At 66.8% G+C, this 19,613-nt stretch carries 17 protein-coding genes; 13 read left to right on the top strand and 4 right to left on the bottom strand.

The annotated features are described in order from the left end of the window. Positions 1 to 145 precede the first annotated feature (145 nt). Positions 146 to 1,846, bottom strand: coding sequence for a YbaL family putative K(+) efflux transporter (gene ybaL, locus AC07UW_RS20660; RefSeq protein ID WP_025874691.1), 1,701 nt, complete (start codon positions 1,844 to 1,846; stop codon positions 146 to 148). Positions 1,847 to 2,004: 158 nt separating this feature from the next. After that, entirely contained in the window at positions 2,005 to 4,392 is a 2,388-nt protein-coding gene (locus AC07UW_RS20665; protein WP_495212770.1) for a TonB-dependent receptor plug domain-containing protein, read from the bottom strand. A gap of 334 nt (positions 4,393 to 4,726) precedes the next feature. On the opposite strand from AC07UW_RS20665, the gene AC07UW_RS20670 reads away from it, so the two are divergent. After that, entirely contained in the window at positions 4,727 to 6,592 is a 1,866-nt protein-coding gene (locus AC07UW_RS20670; protein WP_312110462.1) for an ABC-F family ATP-binding cassette domain-containing protein, read from the top strand. A gap of 78 nt (positions 6,593 to 6,670) precedes the next feature. Here the strand turns inward: AC07UW_RS20670 and ampR are convergent, their stop codons facing one another. Next, a complete protein-coding gene (gene ampR / locus AC07UW_RS20675) occupies positions 6,671 to 7,537 on the bottom strand; it encodes a LysR family transcriptional regulator AmpR (protein ID WP_313250155.1) in 867 nt (288 codons plus the stop codon). Positions 7,538 to 7,711: 174 nt separating this feature from the next. On the opposite strand from ampR, the gene blaL2 reads away from it, so the two are divergent. The 3 genes from blaL2 (at position 7,712) to AC07UW_RS20690 (ending at position 10,644) form a co-directional block, all read left to right on the top strand. After that, positions 7,712 to 8,626: a L2 family extended-spectrum class A beta-lactamase gene (gene blaL2 / locus AC07UW_RS20680; protein WP_495212771.1), complete on the top strand. Its 915-nt coding sequence runs from the start codon at positions 7,712 to 7,714 to the stop codon at positions 8,624 to 8,626. 105 nt (positions 8,627 to 8,731) lie between these two features. Then, positions 8,732 to 9,946: a cation:proton antiporter gene (locus AC07UW_RS20685; protein ID WP_099843430.1), complete on the top strand. Its 1,215-nt coding sequence runs from the start codon at positions 8,732 to 8,734 to the stop codon at positions 9,944 to 9,946. 56 nt (positions 9,947 to 10,002) lie between these two features. After that, positions 10,003 to 10,644, top strand: coding sequence for a hypothetical protein (locus AC07UW_RS20690; RefSeq protein ID WP_394122648.1), 642 nt, complete (start codon positions 10,003 to 10,005; stop codon positions 10,642 to 10,644). Between the two features lie 43 nt (positions 10,645 to 10,687). Here AC07UW_RS20690 and AC07UW_RS20695 read toward each other — a convergent pair whose 3' ends face one another. Further along, on the bottom strand, positions 10,688 to 11,446 hold the full coding sequence (locus tag AC07UW_RS20695) for a DUF3011 domain-containing protein (RefSeq protein ID WP_025874683.1): 759 nt from the start codon (positions 11,444 to 11,446) through the stop codon (positions 10,688 to 10,690). Between the two features lie 160 nt (positions 11,447 to 11,606). Here AC07UW_RS20695 and aspS point away from each other — a divergent pair, with 160 nt between their 5' ends. From aspS to AC07UW_RS20740, 9 genes are all read left to right on the top strand, one after another. After that, entirely contained in the window at positions 11,607 to 13,358 is a 1,752-nt protein-coding gene (gene aspS, locus AC07UW_RS20700) for an aspartate--tRNA ligase (RefSeq protein ID WP_059064882.1), read from the top strand. A 16-nt stretch (positions 13,359 to 13,374) separates the two neighbouring features. Then, positions 13,375 to 13,710: a hypothetical protein gene (locus AC07UW_RS20705; RefSeq protein WP_025874681.1), complete on the top strand. Its 336-nt coding sequence runs from the start codon at positions 13,375 to 13,377 to the stop codon at positions 13,708 to 13,710. A gap of 32 nt (positions 13,711 to 13,742) precedes the next feature. Beyond that, positions 13,743 to 14,264 carry a GNAT family N-acetyltransferase gene (locus tag AC07UW_RS20710; protein WP_032975141.1) on the top strand — a complete coding sequence of 174 codons (522 nt, stop codon included), beginning with the start codon at positions 13,743 to 13,745 and terminating at the stop codon, positions 14,262 to 14,264. A gap of 77 nt (positions 14,265 to 14,341) precedes the next feature. Further along, positions 14,342 to 14,974 (top strand): esterase/lipase family protein, encoded by a 633-nt coding sequence (locus AC07UW_RS20715; protein WP_223496286.1) that lies wholly within the window; start codon positions 14,342 to 14,344, stop codon positions 14,972 to 14,974. A gap of 315 nt (positions 14,975 to 15,289) precedes the next feature. Continuing rightward, positions 15,290 to 16,021, top strand: a complete 732-nt coding sequence (locus tag AC07UW_RS20720) for a YebC/PmpR family DNA-binding transcriptional regulator (RefSeq protein WP_495212772.1) — start codon at positions 15,290 to 15,292, stop codon at positions 16,019 to 16,021. Between the two features lie 129 nt (positions 16,022 to 16,150). Further along, complete coding sequence (gene ruvC / locus AC07UW_RS20725; protein WP_025874677.1) at positions 16,151 to 16,672, top strand: crossover junction endodeoxyribonuclease RuvC; 522 nt, start codon at positions 16,151 to 16,153, stop codon at positions 16,670 to 16,672. A gap of 13 nt (positions 16,673 to 16,685) precedes the next feature. Beyond that, complete coding sequence (gene ruvA, locus AC07UW_RS20730; RefSeq protein WP_032975138.1) at positions 16,686 to 17,279, top strand: Holliday junction branch migration protein RuvA; 594 nt, start codon at positions 16,686 to 16,688, stop codon at positions 17,277 to 17,279. 49 nt (positions 17,280 to 17,328) lie between these two features. Further along, complete coding sequence (locus AC07UW_RS20735; protein WP_428704803.1) at positions 17,329 to 19,245, top strand: potassium transporter Kup; 1,917 nt, start codon at positions 17,329 to 17,331, stop codon at positions 19,243 to 19,245. A 172-nt stretch (positions 19,246 to 19,417) separates the two neighbouring features. Beyond that, positions 19,418 to 19,613: hypothetical protein (locus AC07UW_RS20740; RefSeq protein ID WP_495212773.1), on the top strand; the 196-nt coding region annotated here is incomplete at its 3' end.

The following is a 19,613-nucleotide window of genomic DNA, read 5'->3' on the forward strand; positions in this document are numbered from 1 at the left end:
GCCGCATGGATGCGGCGACCGAGCTTACATGGACGTACTTGCAGCGTCCCCCGCAACCGGACCCACCCCGCCATCCCACGGAATGCCAGCTTTTGCCGTTGCCGTTGTTTCGGCGGGTGCAGGGCGCAGCCCTGCTGCACACCCCTCACACCACCGGAATGCTGTGCTGCCCAAGACTGCGGTACGGCGGGGTGGCCATCACCATTTCCGCCAGCGAGTAGGCCAGCTCGCGCTCGGCCATCACCGTGCCATCGGCACCGTGTTCAAGCAGATGCTTCACTTCGGCATCGCTGTGCGCACGCGCCAGCAGGGTCAGGTTGGGGTTGATCGCACGCAGCTTGGCCAAGGTCTCACCGGCTTCCAGCGGCTGCGGGATCGCCAGCACCGCGATCTTCGCGCGCTCGGGATGGGCTTCGGCCAGCACCTTGTCCGAGGCCGCGCTGCCGCGGATGCCGGGCAGACCAGCGGCATGCGCCTCGGCCACGTGTTCCTTGTTGTCATCGATGATCATCACCGGCACGCCACGGTCGCGCAGCACCTGCGCCAACGCACTGCCGACGCGGCCGTAGCCGATGACGATGGCATGGTCGTGCAGGTCCAGCGACGGCCCCGGTGGCAGCTCGGTCTCCACCGCGGTGGGCGTGGTTTCCTGGTGCTTCAGCAGCCAGCGGTCGAGCAGGCCGAACACCAGCGGGTTGAGCATGATCGAGATCAGCGCGCCGGCCAGCACCAGCGCCTGGCCGGTCGGCGGCAGGATCTTCAGGGTCACGCCGAGGCCGGCGATGATGAAGGCGAACTCGCCGATCTGCGCCAGGCTGGCCGAGATCGTCAACGCGGTGCCGGTGGGGTGGCCGAACGCGCGCACGATGAAGAACGCCGCCGCCGATTTGCCGAACATGATGATGCCGGCGGTGGCCAGCACCTGCCACGGGTGCTCGATCAGGATGCCGGGATTGAAAAGCATGCCCACCGAGACGAAGAACAGCACCGCGAAGGCATCGCGCAGCGGCAGGGAATCGCTGGCCGCCTTGTGGCTGAGTTCCGATTCATTGAGCAGCATGCCGGCGAAGAACGCGCCCAGCGCGAACGACACACCGAACAGCATCGCCGAGCCAAACGCCACGCCCAGCGCGATCGCCAGCACCGACAGGGTGAACAGTTCGCGCGAGCCGGTACCGGCGATGCGCTCCAGGATCCACGGAATGACCCGGCGCCCGACCACCAGCATCACTGCCACGAACAGGCCCAGCTGCACGAACGTCCAGCCGATGCTGGCCAGCACGCTGCCGAGGGTGTGGTGTTCATTGGCCGCGTCGGGCCCGAACACACCGGCCATCACCGGCATCATCACCAGTGCCAGCACGCAGGCCAGGTCCTCGACGATCAGCCAACCGACCGCGATCTTGCCGCGCTGGGTTTCCAGCAGGCGGCGCTCTTCCATCGCGCGCAGCAGCACTACGGTACTGGCCGTGGCCAGCGCGAAACCGAACACCACGCCGTGGATGACCGGCCAGCCCATCAATGCCGCCAGGCCCCAGCCGAGCAGGGTAGCGACCAGGATCTGGCCGATGGCACCGGGAATGGCGATGGCCTTGACCGCCATCAGGTCCTTCAGCGAGAAGTGCAGGCCGACGCCGAACATCAGCAGCATCACGCCCAGCTCGGCCAGCTGGTTCGCCAGTGCCTGGTCGGCGACGAAGCCCGGCGTGAACGGCCCGACGCAGATGCCAGCAACCAGGTAACCGACCAGAGGAGACAAGCGGAGCTTGTTGGCCAGCGCGCCGAAGATGAAGGCGAGCCCGAGACCAACGGCAACGATGTTGATCAGGTCGGTGTCATGGTGCATCGGCTCTCGCAGAAATCGGGGGGATGCCCCGATTTTCACCTAATGAGCCAAATGCGGCAAACCTTTAGAGCAAATAGGGTCAGATACCTTTTCCTGCAGGAAGAGGGATCTGACCCCGGATGAACCCGCCGGGCAGGGCCCGGCGCGCCCGTTACCGCTTACCAGTTGTACTTGATCCGCCCGTACACATACGCACCATTGAAGCCGAACGGCGAGTAGTTGCTGTACGGCAGCATGCCGAAGGTCGAGTTCTGCAGATCTTCGGTGCGGTCCGGGTACTCGTTCAGCAGGTTGTCGGCACCTACCGTCAGCGTCCAGTTCGCACTCGGCTTGTAGCTGGCCGACGCATCCAGCACCCACTTGTCGCCGTAGGTCTGGTCACGCGTGGCCGTGGCCGAGTTGCGCACCGTGAACTTGCCGTAGCGGGTTGCCGCCAGGCCCAGCTCCCAGTGGTCCGAACGCCAGGTGCCGCTGAGGATGGTCTTGTCGTGCGGGTAGCTGTCTTCGATGCGGCCAATCTCATCGCGGCCGATCAGCGACTGGGTCAGGCCCAGCGTGCCGAACACCGCCGGCGTGCCGCCCACGCGCTGCACTTCGGTGTCGTTGTAGCTGTACGCCGCAGTCAGTTCCAGGCTGCTGGCGCTGAACGGCACGGTGTAGCTGGAGACGAAGTCAACGCCGCGGGTGCGGGTGTCCAGACCATTGGTGAAGTACGAGAACGCAGTCACCTGCGGCAGGCCGAGCGTGGTCAGCAGCGCGCTGCTGGCGGCATTGGTGCTGATGCTGGACGACAGCGCGATGCGGTCGTCGATGTCGATCTGGTACGCGTCGACGGTGATGTACAGGCGATCCACCGGCTGCAGCACCAGGCCCAGGCTGTAGGAGGTGGACGTCTCGGCCTTCAGCGGAGAAGCGCCCAGCGCCTGTGCGGCCTGGCTGGTGGTCGGGAAGGTGCCGCGTTCGACGAACACGCCGTTGGTGAACTGGCTGGTCACCGCCTGGTAGCCCTGCTGCGGCAGCGATGGCGCGCGGAAGCCGCTGGAGGCGGTGGCGCGAAGCGCGACCTTGTCGGTGAACGCATAGCGCGCCGACAGCTTGCCGGAGAAGCGGTCGCCGAAGTCCGAGTAATCCTCGTAACGGCCGGTGATGCCGGCGGAGAACTTCTCGCTCAGGTCCGCTTCCAGGCCCGCATAGACCGCGTAGTTGTGGCGATCGGTGTGCACTTCGTTGGTCGGGGTGAAGCCGCCGAAGCCCTGCGCACCGGTGCCGGTGTAGGAGTTCAGCTCGCCCGGGTTCTGGTCCCACTTCTCGCGGCGGTACTCACCGCCGAAGGACAGCGTGACCGGATAGGCCAGGCCCCAGTCCAGCGACTTGGTCAGGTCGGCGTTGAAGATGTCCTGCTGGTACTTCAGCGTGCCGTCGTAGAACGAACGCGGGCTGGTCGCGCCCAGGCTGTAGTTGATGCTGTTGCGGGTGTGGAAATCCAGGGTGTTCTCGCCGTGGTTCAGGCTCAGGTCCCAGGTCCAGCCGTTGTCGGTGTTGCCTTTGACCCCGGCCACCAGCGAGCGGTCCTTGGAATACTGGTTGATCTCCGGCACGAAGCCGTCTGGATAGGTCTGCGCCAGCAGCGCGGTCTGTCCGTTGTGGTTGCGCGAACGGTAGAACGCGAACGAGGTGATGTCGCGGTTGCTGAGCAGCGCGCTCGCATAGCCGGTCACGTGGTCGCTGAAATCGTAGCTGGCATTGACCGAGGCAGCGGTGGCGTCCACCTTCGGGTCGCCGACGATGAACGTGGTCTGGCCCACGGACGGGTAGTTGACGGTGTTCGGCGTGGTGCCGCGATAGGGGCCGGCGCGGTCGCTCTCGTCCTGTTGGCTGATCTGGCCGGCCACGTGCACGCGGCCACGGCCGTTGCCGAATTCCACGCCGGTATCGCCGGACAGCTGGTACTTGTTGCCGTCGCCGGCCGAGTACTGGCCGTAGTCGACGGCCAGGCTGCCGCCGCTGCCGCTGCCCTTGAGCACGATGTTGATGACGCCGGCGATGGCATCCGAACCGTACTGTGCCGAGGCGCCGTCACGCAGCACTTCGACGCGCTCGATGGCGGCGATCGGAATCGCGTTGATGTCCACCGCCGACGAACCGCGGCCGATGCTGCCGTTGACGTTGATCATCGCCGAGGTGTGGCGGCGCTTGCCATTGACCAGCACCAGCACCTGGTCCGGCGACAGCCCGCGCAGCTGTGCCGGGCGCACGCCGCTGGTGCCGTCGGTCAGCGCGGGGCGCGGGAAGTTCAGCGACGGCAGCGCGCGCGACAGCGCGGTGGCCAGCTCACCGGTACCGGTGGACTGCAGGATCTCGGGGGTGATGATGTCGATCGGCGACTGCGATTCGGCGACCGTGCGGTCGGCCACGCGGGTGCCGGTGACGATCACCGTATCCAGGGTATTGGCGGCGGTGCCGGTCTGCTGGGCGGCGGCAACGAACGGAGAGCCACCGAGTGCGACAGCGACGGCGGCGGCGATCAGGCTGGTCTTGCGGGTCATCGGGAGGGGGCTCCGGTTGGCGGGATGGCACCGGAATCGACATCACGGGGGTGAGGCGGACGACGGTTGTTGCGGTGCGCAATACAGGAATTAACGGGATATTCAGTGCCTGTCAAATGCCGGTCATCAGAAAAAACGTTGCAGCAGCAACCATTTAGCTACGACAGGCAGTGACGGGGAAGGGGCCCGGGAGGCGCGCGGACAGGACGTGGGAGAGAGGAACGTCGCCCGCCGCGCATCCCGGGGCGCGTCAAGTATTCGTTAACGTTAGAATTGCGTCGCAGGAACAGTGCTTACCAGCACATTCCATTCGGTTATATGGACGCCTCCCCCCATGATTTCGCTTCGTAATTTCGCCTTGCGCCGCGGCGAGCGGCTGCTGTTGTCCAATGTCGACCTGACCCTGCATGCCGGTTACCGGGTAGGCGTGGTCGGCCGCAACGGTGCTGGCAAGTCCAGCCTGTTCGCGGCGGTGAAGGGCGAGCTGGAGGCCGACAAGGGTGACGTCGACCTGCCCGGCAAGATCCGCATCGCCAGCGTCGCCCAGGAAACCCCGTCCCTGCCGGATCCGGCGCTGAGCTTCGTGCTGGGCGGTGACGTCGAGGTTGCCGCCGTGCTGGCCGCCGAGGCCGAGGCCACCGCCCGTGAAGACTGGGAAGCCGTGGCCGAGGCGCATACGCGCATGGCCGAGCTGAACGCCTACGACGCTGAAGCGCGCGCCGGCAAGCTGCTGCATGGCCTGGGTTTCCCGGCCGAAACGCACCACCGCGCGGTGTCCTCGTTCTCCGGCGGCTGGCGCGTGCGCCTGAACCTGGCCCGCGCGCTGATGATGCCCAGCGACCTGCTGCTGCTCGACGAACCGACCAACCACCTGGATCTGGATGCGGTGTACTGGTTGGAACAGTGGCTGCTGAAGTATCCGGGCACCCTGCTGCTGATCTCGCATGACCGCGAGTTCCTCGACAACGTGGCCACCCACACCCTGCACCTGCACGGTGGTGGCGCCAAGCTTTACCCGGGCGGTTACACCGACTTCGAGCGTCAGCGTGCCGAACAGCTTCGCCAGCAGCAGATCGCGCATGAGAAGGAACAGGCCGAGCGCGCCCACCTGCAGAGCTTCATCGACCGCTTCAAGGCCCAGGCCAGCAAGGCCGCACAGGCACAGAGCCGGATGAAGCGCCTGGCCAAGCTGGCCGGCACCGAGGCGGTGCGCGCCGAGCGCGAATTCCGCATCGAGTTCGCACCGCCGGCCAAGCTGCCGTTCTCGCTGATCCGCCTGAACCACGTCGAGGCCGGCTACGGCAGCGACTCGGTGATCCTGCACAATGTGGGCTTCGGCCTGGAAGCGGGCCAGCGCATCGGCCTGCTGGGCCCCAACGGCGCCGGTAAAACGACACTGGTGAAGACCCTGGTGGGCGAGCTGGCACCGATCGCCGGCGAGCGCGCCGCGCACCCGGACCTGCGCATCGGCTACTTCGCCCAGCACACGGTCGAGTCGCTGCATGAAGGCCAGTCGCCGATGGAGCACTTCCGCGACCTGGCCCCGGATGCACCGAACCAGTCGTTCCGCGATTTCCTCGGCAAGTGGAATTTCCCGGGCGACCGTGCCTTCGAACCGGTGGATGGTTTCTCCGGTGGCGAGCGTGCACGCCTGGCGCTGGCATTGATCGCCTGGCAGCAGCCGAACGTACTGCTGCTGGACGAACCGACCAACCACCTTGATTTGGAAATGCGCGAAGCCCTGGCTGAAGCCCTGGCCGATTTCGACGGCGCGATCGTGATGGTTTCGCATGATCGCCATCTGATCGGCCTGGTCTGCGACACCTTCTGGCGAGTGGCCGACGGCGTGGTTGAACCGTTCGACGGTGACCTCGACGCCTATGCCGCCTGGCTGCGCACGCGCCCGCAGGCGCAGGGCACCAAGGCACGCATGGAGCAGGTGGAGGAGCCGGTGGTGGTCAAGACCGCACCGGTCGCGCAGGTGGTGCAGAAGAAGCCGGTCAACCCGCACAAGCTGGCCAGCGCCGAAGCCAAGGTCGCCGAGCTGGAAGGTGTGCTGGCCGAACTGGACCGGCAGCTTGCCGACTCGAGCAACTACGCCGATGCCACGCGCATGGCCGTGCTCGGCCGCGACCGTGAAGCCACTGCCGCGCAGCTGGAAAAGGCCGAAGCGGCCTGGATGGAACTGCTGGAGTCCTGATCGGTAGTGCCGGCCGCTGGCCGGCAATGCGATGCGCCCACAACGATCAAGGGGGTGCCGGCCAGCGGCCGGCACTACCTACGCGCCCTGCGCCTGCAACCACTCTCGGAAGCGCCTGGCTGGCTCACGTTCGGCACGCGAGCGCAGACGGGTCAGCCAGTAGCGGCCCAGTTCCAGCGTGGTGGCAAACGGCTGCAGCAGCCGGCCCTCGGCCAGGTCCGCTTCGAACATGCGCAACGGCAGCAGGGCAACGCCCGCGCCACCGGCCGCAGCCACCGCCAGCGTCAATGACGAATCGAACACCGGTCCGCGCGCTTCCACGCCGTTGGCCCCAGCCATCTGCAGCCAGCGTGGCCATTCGTCGCTGCGGTACGAACGCAGCAGCGGCAAGGCCGCCAGATCGCGGGGGTGCTTCAGCCGTCGCGCCAGTGCCGGCGCGCACAACGGTGCGAACGGCGCGTCCAGGATCGCCGTGCAGGCCTGTCCCTGCCAGTCGCCATCGCCGAAACGGATTGCCAGGTCCAGGCCTTCACCGGCCAGGTCGATGCGGTTGTTGTGGGTCTGCAGCCGTAGTTCGATATCCGGGTGGGCCGCATCGAACGCGGCCAGCCGCGGCAGCAGCCAGCCGGTGGCAAAGGTACCGACCACGCCGATCGTCAGCACTTCCCGCGCCGGGCCACCGGTGTAGCGGGCGATGCTGGCTGAAATGCGCTCGAAGGATTCATTGAGCACCGGGTACAGGGCTGCTCCTTCCTCGGTCAACGCCACGCCGCGGGGCAGCCGATGGAACAGGCGGATACCCAGCCGGTCCTCCAGCCCGCGTATCTGGTGGCTCAGCGCCGCCTGGCTGACGCAGAGTTCCAGGGCGGCCCGGGTGAAGTTCTGGTGCCGCGCAGCCGCTTCGAAGGCGCGCAACGCATTCAGCGAAAGGGTGGGGTGAAGCATGGGGACGTGTGAGGCAGGATGATGGCTGATGGTAGCGCCTTGCCATGGGGGTTGGATAAATAAAGGGTTCGATGCGTCATGCATGAATTTATCTCATGGCTGACGCTGAAAAAACGCGCTGGTCGCCTCTGCCCACCCTTCCAATAATCGGGACAGCTTCCACGAGGATTCCGCATGCTTGCCCGTCGTCGATTCCTGCAGTTCAGTAGTGCCGCAGTTGCGTCCACCCTTGCGTTGCCGCTGCTGGCCCGGGCTGCCGCACCCGCCACCGTGCCCGCCACACCGGTCGATGCCGCCATCGCCGCCGCCGCCGACTTCGCCGCACTGGAAAAGGCGTGCAGCGGTCGACTCGGCGTGACCCTGCTCGACACCGGCAGTGGTCGCCGCCTCGGCCATCGCCAGGACGAACGCTTCCCGCTGTGCAGCACCTTCAAGAGCGTACTGGCCGCCACGGTGCTCAAGCAGGCCGAGCGCGATCCGGCACTGCTGGACCGGCGCCTGCCGGTGCGGACCCAGGACCTCCTGGAGCACGCGCCGGTCACCCGTCGCCACGTCGGCAAGGACCTGACCGTGCGTGACCTGTGCCGGGCCACGTTGATCACCAGCGACAACACTGCGGCCAATCTGTTGTTCGCAGCGATTGGTGGGCCGCCGGCAGTGACCGCGTTCCTGCGCGCCACCGGCGACACGATCACCCGCAGCGATCGCCTGGAGCCGGAACTGAACAGCTTCGCCATCGATGATCCCCGCGACACCACTACGCCGGCGGCCATTGCATCGACGCTGCAGCGCCTGGTGCTGGGCAATGCACTCAGGCCTGCCTCACGCCAGCAGTTGGCCGACTGGCTGATCGACAACGAAACCGGCGATGCCTGCCTTCGTGCGGGCCTGGGCAAGCGCTGGCGGGTGGGCGACAAGACCGGCAGCAATAGCGAAGACGCCCGCAACGACATCGCCGTGTTGTGGCCGGTGCAGGGCGGTTCGCCCTGGGTCCTGACCGCCTATCTGCAGGCGGGCGCGATCAGCTTCGAACAGCGCGCGGCGGTGCTTGCGCAGGTCGGGCGGATCGCAGATGGGCTGATCCGCTGAAGGGCGCTCTGCCGAAAGGAGAGGACACTTTCAGCCGTGTCCGGCTTGCCCGATCCGGATCGAACCCGCATCCTGCGCGCGTTCGATCCACACGGAAGTCCCCCGATGAGCCATGAACTGGTCTACCTGCTGCTGATCTTCGCGCTGCTGGTCATCCCGCGCGCGCTGCAGCGGTTCAGCCTGCCGGCGCCGCTGACCTGCCTGCTGTTCGGCATCATCGGCATGCTCTGGCTGGGCGACCAGGCGCACGACGCGGTCATCGCACTGCTGGCCACGCTGGGCATCTCCTCACTGTTCCTGTTCGCTGGCCTGGAAGTTGACCTGCAGGCCCTGCGGCGCGGCATGTGGCCGCTGCTGGCGCATCTGCTGATCCGCAGTGCGACCCTGTTCGGCGTCGGCTGGCTGGCCTGGCGTTACGCCGGCCTGCCATGGCAGGCGGCAGGGCTGCTGGCGCTTGCGCTGCTGACCCCCTCCACCGGTTTCATCATGGATTCGCTGTCGCGGCTGGGGCTGAGCGAGGACGAGCGGTTCTGGGTCACCAGCAAGGCCATCGCCGGTGAACTGCTGGCCCTGGCGGCGTTGTTCATCGTGCTGCAGGCTGGCGATCCCGGGCACATGGCGCTGTCCAGCCTCGCCCTGCTGGCGATGATGATCGGCCTGCCGCTGCTGTTCATCGCGCTCGGTCGCTGGGTCGCGCCGCATGCACCGGGCTCGGAATTCTCGCTGCTGGTGATGGTCGGCATGGTGGCGGCGTACATCACCTACCTGTTGGGCGTGTACTACCTGGTCGGCGCCTTCATCGCCGGTCTGGTCGCGCGCCTGCTGCACCAGCGCATGCCGCTGCTGGCCTCGCACGAAAACCTGCATGCGCTGCGTCTGTTCGCCTCGTTCTTCGTGCCGTTCTATTTCTTCAACGCCGGCACCAAGGTGCCCAGCGAAGCGCTGAGCTGGGAGGCGCTGGGGCTGGGCATCGTTATCACTCTGGTGGTGCTGCCGCTGCGCATCGCGGTGGTCTGGCTGCAGCGTCGCGTGATGTTCGGCGAGAGCTTCCGCAGCAGCCTGCGTGTATCGCTGGCACTGGCACCGACATTGATCTTCACCCTGGTGCTGGCCGCGATCATGCGCGATCGCTTCCAGATTCCGGCGGTGCTGTTCGGCGCGTTGCTGCTGTACGCCGCCTTGACCACGCTGCTGCCCTCGCTGGTGTTCCGCACGCCGTTCGATGTCGACCCGGTCGAGCAGGAGCCGGCAGGGCAGGGCGAAGATGCACCCGTGGCGGCGACGGACGTGGTTGCCGTCGCCCCTGCAGCCGAGCGCTGAGGTGGATCCAGGGAGTGCGGTTTGCGCGCATCGGCCATGGCCGTTAGGGTTGGGGCATGAAACCGATCGCCGCTGTTGCTTCCGCCTTCGCCCTGCTCGGCCTCGCCGCCTGCTCGCAGCCATCGCATACGGTCAACCACGATCTGTCGACCGCGCCGGCCGACGCCTTCATGGCCGCGGTCGCTGCCCATTGTGGCCAGGCGTACGAGGGCAGGGTGGTGGAAGACACGCCGGCACCCACCGGCAAAGACCCCTTCGCCGGGCAGAAGCTGGTGATGCACGTGCGGGGCTGCGCCGACCCGGGCCATGAGCTGCGCATCCCGTTCCACGTCGGCGATGACCATTCGCGCACCTGGGTGTTGACCCGCACCGAGCACGGGCTGCGCCTGAAGCACGACCATCGCCACGCCGATGGCAGCCCCGATGCGATCACCCTCTACGGCGGCGACAGCAAGCCGCCGGGCACCGCCGAACGCCAGCAGTTCCCCGCCGATGGCGAGTCCGTAGCGATGTTCCGCCGCGCCGATATGCTGGCTTCAACCCACAACACGTGGGCGATGGAGATCGAGCCGGACCAGCGTTTTGTCTATGAGCTGACGCGCCCGGAAGGGCGCCGTTTCCGGGTCGAGTTCGATCTCAGCAAGCCGGTCGCGCTACCGCCGGCGCCCTGGGGTGATGCAGCGGCGCCGGCACCTTGATCGGCCCCCTGGCATGCTGCCGCGGACAGCCCGGCGCTACCCCTCAACGCGTGCCGAAGCGCGCCCGGCAGCCGTTGCTGACCCACACGTTGCCGCGCGAGTAGCCCCAGGTCCGGCCTTCCTGGCAGGCGCTGCCGGACAGCTGCTGCTGCAGCACAGGCCGGCCCTGGCGTTCATCCCAGTTGCAGCTCTGCTGGCGGTTGTTGTTGCTGCTGCAGGTCACGGTGTAGTTGCTGTTGCCACCACCCCAGCCGCCGCCATTGCCCCCACCATTGCCGCCGCCCCAGCCACCGCGGGCCTCGGCGAACTCGGCGCGGCAGCCGCGGTTGACCCAGATCGCGCCGTTGCGCACGCCCCAGTTCTGGCCTTCCACGCACTGCGTGCCGGAGATCTGCCGGACCACGCGTGCGTTGCGCCAGCCCACCGGGCAGCTGCGTTCGCGGTTGTCCTGGCTTTCGCAGCGCACGGTGCCGCTGTTGCCGTTGCCGTTGCCACCACCCCAACCGCCGCCGTTGCCGCCACCCCAGCCGCCTCGGCCCTGGGTGAATTCGGCGCGGCAGCCGTTGTTGACCCAGATGCTGCCATTGCGGGTGCCCCAGGTTCGGCCTTCCACACAGGCCGAGCCGGACAGCTGGCGGACCAGCCGGGCATCGCGCCAGCCGGTGTTGCAGACGCGTTCGCGGTTGTTCTGGCTCTCGCAGCGGACCACCCCGTCCTGCGCGGCGGCAGGGGCAGAGTGCAGGGCGAGCGCGGTAAAGGTGCCAAGGATCACGGCCAGGCTGGCCAGGGACTGCGGTTTCATGGCGACATCCCCATACGGGAGTAGGTGCGCGACTATAAGGACGGGGGCGATCAAGCCCGCGTGACCGTCCGCATTTGCCCCGGCCGGGGCCTCGGCCGCAGAATAAGAGGCTTTCCGGCCCCCATCAGGCGCCGGCGTTCTCCAGCGGAGCTTTCCCCCCATGCGTACCCACTTCTGCGGCCTGGTCGATGAGACCCTGATTGGCCAGACTGTCACCCTCGCCGGCTGGACCGACGTTGCCCGTAACCAGGGCGGCGTCTGCTTCATCGATCTCCGCGATCATGAAGGCATCGTGCAGGTGACGGTGGAGCTCGACAACGCCGAAGTGTTCGCGGTGGCCGCCTCGCTGGGCTATGAGGACGTGCTGCAGGTGGAAGGCGTGGTACGTGCCCGCCATGCGGTCAACGACAAGCTGCGCACGGGCAAGGTGGAAGTGATCGCCACCGCCATCACCGTGCTGAACAAGGCCGCACCGCTGCCGTTCCACGCCCACGAGAACCCGGGCGAAGAAACCCGCCTGAAGTACCGCTACCTGGACCTGCGCCGTCCGGAGATGCAGCGCATGCAGCGCACCCGCATCAAGCTGGTGCAGGCCCTGCGCCGCCACCTGGACGAGAAGGGCTTCCAGGACATCGAAACGCCGATCCTGACCAAGGCCACCCCGGAAGGTGCACGCGACTTCCTGGTGCCGGCGCGCATGCACCCGGGCGAGTTCTATGCCCTGCCGCAGAGCCCGCAGCTGTTCAAGCAGATCCTGATGGTGGCCGGCTTCGACCGCTACTACCAGATCGCGCGCTGCTTCCGCGACGAGGCCCTGCGTGCCGACCGCCAGCTGGAATTCACCCAGCTGGACATGGAGTTCGCCTTCGTCCGCGAGCGCGACGTGCAGGACTTCGTCGAAGACATGATCCGCGCCATCTTCAAGGAAGTGGTCGACGTCGAACTGGATGCCAGCTTCCCGCGCATGACCTGGGCCGAGGCGATGCGTCGCTATGGTTCGGACAAGCCGGACCTGCGCATCGCGCTGGAACTGGTGGACGTGGCCGAGCTGGTCAAGACCAGCGAATTCCCGGTGTTCACCGCTGCTGCCAACGATGCCGATGGCCGCGTCGCCGCCCTGCGCATCCCCGGTGGTGCCAGCCTGTCGCGCAAGCAGATCGACGAGTACGCCGCGCACGCCGCCAAGTACGGTGCGAAGGGCCTGGCCTACATCAAGGTGGGCGAGAACGGTGAAATCAGCTCGCCGATCCAGAAGTTCTTCAGTGAAGAGGGCTTCGCCGCCCTGGTCGCCCATGTCGGCGCCGGCAACGGCGACATCGTGTTCTTCGGTGCCGGCGGCTACAACAAGGTGTCCGACTTCATGGGCGCGCTGCGCCTGAAGGCCGGCAAGGACTTCGGTCTGGTCGCCGACAGCTGGGCGCCGCTGTGGGTCACCGACTTCCCGATGTTCGAATGGGACGAGGAAGCGCAGCGCTACGTCGCCCTGCATCACCCCTTCACCGCGCCGGCCGTGGACGACATCGCCGACCTGCGCGCGCACGCCAAGACCGCCGTTTCGCGCGGCTACGACATGGTGCTCAACGGCAATGAAATCGGCGGCGGTTCGATCCGTATCCACCGCCCCGACATGCAGAGCGCGGTGTTCGAACTGCTCGGCATCGGTGCCGAAGAAGCCCGCGCCAAGTTCGGCTTCCTGCTCGACGCGCTGAACTACGGCGCGCCGCCGCACGGTGGCATCGCCTTCGGCATCGACCGCATCGCCGCGCTGATGGCCGGTACCGAGTCGATCCGCGACGTCATCCCGTTCCCGAAGACCACCGGTGCGCAGGATCTGATGACCGACGCGCCGTCGCCGATCGTCGACGAGCAGCTGGCCGAAGTGCACATCCAGGTTCGCCCCAAGAAAAACTGATCAGGAGATCCAGGCAATGACCGAGTTTGCGTTTTCGCTGGAGTGGGAAAAGCTGGGCAATGAAGGCTCCGAGGCCAACCTGGTCACCGAGCGTGCACGTGTCTTCGGTGGTTGGCTGGTCCGTGTCGGTACCAACCCGTCGGCCATGGCCCTGACCTTCGTCGCCGACGGCGAAGGCCGCTGGGACGGTGAAGACTTCGGCGTCGAGGATTACGAAGACGACGAAGAGGAAGAGTACGACGAGGACGAGGAAGGCGAAGAAGAGGAAGACGGCGAGGAAGAAGAGGACGACGAGGAATACGAAGAAGAGGAAGAGGAAGAAGACGACAAGGAGCCGGCGGAACGGGCTTGACCCGAACCGTGGTCCTGACGTCAACTCGACCCATGTATTCGATCCGCCGCGCCACTGTGGACGACGCGCCGACCCTGTCGGCGCTGGCCGCACGCACGTTCACCGAAACCTTCGGCCATCTGTATCCGCCGCAGGACCTGCAGGACTTCATCGACGAGGCCTACACGGTCGAGCGTCAGCGCACGATCCTGGCCCACCCCGATTACGCGGTGTGGCTGCTGGAGCTGGACGGGGAGGCGGTCGGCCATGCCGCCGCCGGCCCCTGTGGGTTGCCGCATCCGGACGTGAAGCCCGGTGACGGTGAGCTCAAGCGCCTGTACCTGATCAAGACGCAGCAGAGCTGCGGCTGGGGCAGCCGCCTGCTGGAAACCGCGCTGGCCTGGCTGGAGCACGACGGCCCGCGCACGCTGTGGCTGGGCGTGTGGTCGGAAAACTTCGGCGCGCAGCGCTTCTACGCCCGGTATGGTTTTGAAAAGGCCGGCGAGTACCTGTTCCCGGTGGGCGATACCAACGATCTTGAGTTCATCCTGCGCCGTTTGCCGCATCCGGCCTGAAACCGTTCACCGCCGCTTGCCCCTGGCTTCTGTTCAATCACCGTAGTTCCGCCCCGCTGACCGCCAGGCTGTTGCACATGACTCCCCCCGTTCTGTTGTTGCATGGCATCTGGAATGCCCGTGCCTGGGTCGGCCCGCTGGCTTGGCGCCTGCGTGCGCGTGGCTTCCAGGTCCATACCTTTGGCTACTCGTCCGTATTTGGCGGTCCCGATGTGGCCGTGCCGCAGTTGCTGGAGCGGCTGGCAGATGCAGGCCCGCTGTCGCTGGTCGGGCACAGCCTGGGTGGCCTGCTGGCGCTGGAAGCCCTGCGCCGGCAGCCGCAGCTGCCCGTGCAGCGCGTGGTCTGCCTGGGCTCGCCACTGCGGGGCAGTGGTACTGCGCGCTCGTTGTCCGAACATGGTTGGGGCCTGGCCCTGGGCCGCAGCAGCGAGCTGCTGCTGGACGGGCTGCCGGACTGGCAGGGCAAGGCCGCCGTCGGCCTGATCGCCGGCTCGGTGCCACATGGGCTGGGCAGCCTGCTCGGGGCGCTGGATGACGATTCCGACGGTACCGTGGCGCTGGCCGAGACCCGCCTGCCGGGCCTGGCCGACCACTGCGTGGTGCGCACCAGCCACAGCGGCCTGGTGGTGTCACTCGATGCCGCGCGGCAGACCGCGCATTTCCTCCGCCATGGCCAGTTCGACCATGGCCGGGACGCCGCTGCGGCCTGAGCGACGTCACCCAGCGCCGCTGCGCTCGCCGGGCATGGCCCGGCGCTACCGACCTGCCTTGGTGGGTGCGCACCGTCCTCCCTTGGTGGGTGCGAACCGGCCTGCCTTGATGGGTGCGAACCGTCCTGCCTTGGTAGGGGCGAACCGTCCTGCCTTGGTGGGTGCGAACCGTCCTGCCTTGGTGGGTGCGAACCGTTGGTTCGCACGCTCTCGCCGGGCCACGCCCGGCGGCATCCATACGCCCTCGACACGGTCAGCGGGCCCGATCAGGTAGAATCCGCGGCCTTATCCATCAACGCACGTACGGAAAGACCCATGGGTAGAGGCCCCTCCATCGAGAACCGCAAAAACGCGTCTGACGCGAAGCGCGGCAAGATTTTCACCAAGATCATCCGTGAGATCGGCGTGGCCGCTCGCGGCGGTGGAGGCGACCCCAACAACAACCCGCGTCTGCGTGTGGCCGTGGATAAGGCGCTGACCGCGAACATGTCCAAGGACGTGATCGAGCGCGCCATCAAGAAGGCCACCGGTGAACTGGAAGGCGTCGAGTACGAAGAGATCCGCTACGAGGGCTACGCGCCCGGTGGCGTGGCCGTCATCGTCGATTGCCTGACCGACAACCGCGTGCGCACCGTGGCCGATGTCCGCCATGCGTTCAGCAAGTGCGGCGGCAACATGGGCATCGAAGGCTCGGTCAGCTTCATGTTCAAGCGCGTGGGCGTGCTGCACTACGGCGCCGGCGCCGATGAGGACGCCATCTCCGAAGCGGCCATCGAGGCCGGTGCCGATGACATCGTGGTCTACCCGGAGGATGGCGCGATCGACGTGCTCACCGCCGCGGATAGCTTCCACGCGGTCAAGGATGCGATGCAGGCGGCTGGCCGCACGCCGGACCATGCCGAGCTGACCTTCCGTGCCGACAACGACATCAAGGTCGAGGGCGACACCGTCCTGCAGGTCAAGAAGCTGCTGGACATGCTGGAAGACCTCGACGACGTGCAGGACGTGTACTCCAACGCCGATCTCGGCGCGGACGCCTACGCCTGAACGGACGCTGCGCCGGTCGCCTTTGGCGGCCGGTGAGCGGACAATGCGGACCATGATGACCCCAGACGTTTCCAGCCATCACCGCCGCATGCGTCCTTCCCGGATCAGCGGCCTGCGCGCGTGTGCCGCATGACCCGCATTCTCGGCATCGACCCGGGTTCACAACGGACCGGGGTCGGCATCATCGATGTCGATGCCAGCGGTCGGGTCAGCCACGTGCATCACCAGCCGCTGGTGCTGCTCGGCGCCGATGACTTCCCGCAGCGCATGAAGCTGCTGGTGCTGGGACTGGCCGAGCTGTGCCTGGAGTTCCAGCCGCAGGAAGTGGCCATCGAAAAGGTGTTCATGGCGCGCAACCCCGATTCGGCGCTGAAGCTGGGCCAGGCCCGTGGCGCGGCGATTTCGGCGGTGGTGCTGCGCGACCTGCCGGTGCACGAATACGCCGCCAGCGAGATCAAGCTGGCGGTGGTCGGTCGTGGCGGCGCCGAAAAGCAACAGGTTCAACACATGGTCGGGCTCATGCTCAACCTGAAAACCAAGCTGCAGGCCGACGCGGCCGACGCGTTGGCCGTGGCCATCACCCATGCCCACGTAAGGGCAACGGCCAACCGCCTGGGGCTGACTGCCCGCCAGGCGTGGGGCCGCAAATGAGGAGCTGCACGCAATGATCGGTCGACTGCGCGGAATCGTCGCCTACAAGGCGCCGCCGTGGCTGGTGGTGGACGTCAACGGGGTAGGCTACGAGCTGGAGGCGCCGATGAGCACCTTCTACGACCTGCCCGAACTGGGCCGTGAGGTCACGCTGTACACCCATTATTCGCAGAAGGAAGACAGCGTCTCGCTGTACGGCTTCCTGCGCGAAGGCGAGCGCCGCCTGTTCCGCGATGTGCAGAAGGTCAGCGGCATCGGCGCGAAGATCGCGCTGGCCGTGCTGTCCGGGGTCACCGTCGAAGAATTCGCCCGCATGGTCCAGGCCGGCGACATCACCGCGCTGACCCGCATCCCCGGCATCGGCAAGAAGACCGCCGAGCGCATGGTGCTGGAACTGCGTGACCGCGCGGCGCAGTTCGGTGCCGGTGGCGCTCTGCCGACCGGCAGTGGCCCGGCCCCGGCCGATCCGCTGTCCGATGCCACCGTGGCGCTGCAGCAGCTGGGCTACAAGCCCACCGAGGCGGCGCGGATGGCGCGCGAGGCCTTCAACGAGGGCGACGAAGTGGCCATGGTCATCCGCAAGGCCCTGCAATCGGCGCTGCGCTGAGCCGCTCCGTTTCCTTCCCCATTACACCCTGAGCTTCGCCAGGAGCCCCATGTCCAGCAGTCAAACCCCGCACACCGCCCATGGCGGCCATGGTCACGCTCCCCCCGCCGGGGGCCTGGCGCTGATCATCGGTGCGATCGGCGTGGTCTTCGGCGATATCGGCACCAGCCCGCTGTACACCCTGAAGGAGGCGTTCTCGCCCCACTACGGGCTCAGCAGCGACCATGACACCGTGCTGGGCGTGCTGTCGCTGGCGTTCTGGGCGCTGAACATCGTGGTCACCCTGAAGTACGTGACCATCATCATGCGCGCCGACAATGACGGCGAGGGCGGCATCATGGCGTTGATGGCGCTGACCCAGCGCACGCTGCGCAATGGCTCGCGCTCGGCGTATGTGGTCGGCATCCTTGGCATCTTTGGTGCCTCGCTGTTCTTCGGCGATGGCGTGATCACGCCGGCGATATCGGTGCTGGGTGCGGTCGAAGGCCTGGAGGTGGCGGCCCCCGGGTTGCATGCCTTCATCGTGCCGATCACCGTGGTGGTACTGCTGGCCGTATTCGCGGTACAGCGCTTCGGCACCGCGAAGATCGGCAAGCTGTTCGGCCCGATCACCTCGATCTGGTTCATTTCGCTGGCCGCGATCGGCATCTACAACATCGTCGACGCGCCTGAAGTGCTGAAAGCCTTCAACCCGTGGTGGGCGATCCGCTTCTTCATGGAGCACGGCTGGCACAGCATCTTCATCCTCGGCGCGGTGGTGCTGGCGGTGACCGGTGGCGAGGCGCTGTACGCCGACATGGGCCACTTCGGTGCCAAGCCGATCCGCCACGCCTGGTACTTCTTCGTGCTGCCCTGCCTTGTGCTGAACTACCTGGGGCAGGGCGCGCTGGTGCTCAACCATCCCGAGGCGGTGAAGAACCCGTTCTTCGAGGCGGTGCCGTCGTGGGCGCTGTACCCGATGATCATCCTGGCCACGATGGCTGCGGTGATCGCCTCGCAGTCGGTGATCACCGGTGCGTTCTCGGTCTCGCGCCAGGCCATGCAGCTGGGCTACATCCCGCGCATGCGCATCAAGCACACCTCGCACGACACCATCGGCCAGATCTACATCCCCGGCATCAACTGGGGCATCGCGGTGATGGTGATCGGCCTGGTGCTGGCCTTCCGCAGCTCGTCCAACCTGGCCGTGGCCTACGGCATCTCGGTGTCGGCCACCATGCTGATCGATACCCTGCTGCTGGCCCTGGTCGCACGTTCGCTGTGGCCCAAGGCACGCAACTGGATCCTGCCGCTGTGCGTGGTGTTCTTCATCATCGATCTGGGCTTTGTCATCGCCAACGGCGCCAAGCTGCTGCAGGGCGCCTGGTTCCCGGTGGTGCTGGGCATCTTCCTGTTCACCATGATGCGCACCTGGCGCCGTGGCCGCGAGCTGCTGCGCGACGAGATCCGCAAGGACGGCATCCGCATCGACACCTTCCTGCCGGGCCTGATGCTGGCGCCGCCGGTACGCGTACCCGGCACCGCGGTGTTCCTCACCGCCGACCCGACCGTGGCCCCGCATGCGCTGATGCACAACCTCAAGCACAACAAGGTGCTGCACGAGCGCAACGTGTTCCTGCATGTGGTGACCCTGCCGGTGCCGTACGCGGCGGAAGGGCAGCGCCTGAAGATCGAATCGGTGGGCGATGAGTTCTATCGGGTCTACGTGCGTTTCGGCTTCATGGAGACCCCCGACGTACCGCTGGCGCTGATGCGCTCATGCGACCACGGTGGCATCTACTTCGACCCGATGGACACCACCTTCTTCGCCAGCCGCGAGACCATCGTCGCCACCGCCAACCGTGGCATGCCGATCTGGCGCGACAAGCTGTTCGCGCTGATGCACAGGAACGCCGCCCCGGCGACGGGCTTCTTCCGGATTCCGGGCAACCGCCTGGTCGAGCTGGGCGCGCAGGTGGAGATCTAATTTCCACCTGCGCTACGTCCCACGATTTGCTGCGCAAATCGTGGGACCCGCCCGCATTCCGCCTTATCTCCCCGCCTGTCGGCGCGCCCCCTTGAACAACAAGGGGGCTCCACTTTCGGAGGCGCCGCGCGCCAGAAGCTGAGCACGCTCTGCTCCTCGGTTCCATCCACGCATGGCGTGGATCTACCGTGTCGACCAAGGTCGACACCCACCAAAGGCAGGCCATGCCGTGTCGGCCAAGGTCGACAACCACCAGGAGCAGGCCATGGCATTCCGGCAGATCGCGGCGATCTGTCGAAGGCGGGGTGGGTCCGGTTGCGGGGGCGTGAGCGCCATGGATGGCGCGACCGAGCTTACAGGGACGTACT

The organism is Stenotrophomonas sp. GW821-FHT02D01 (assembly GCF_059421765.1).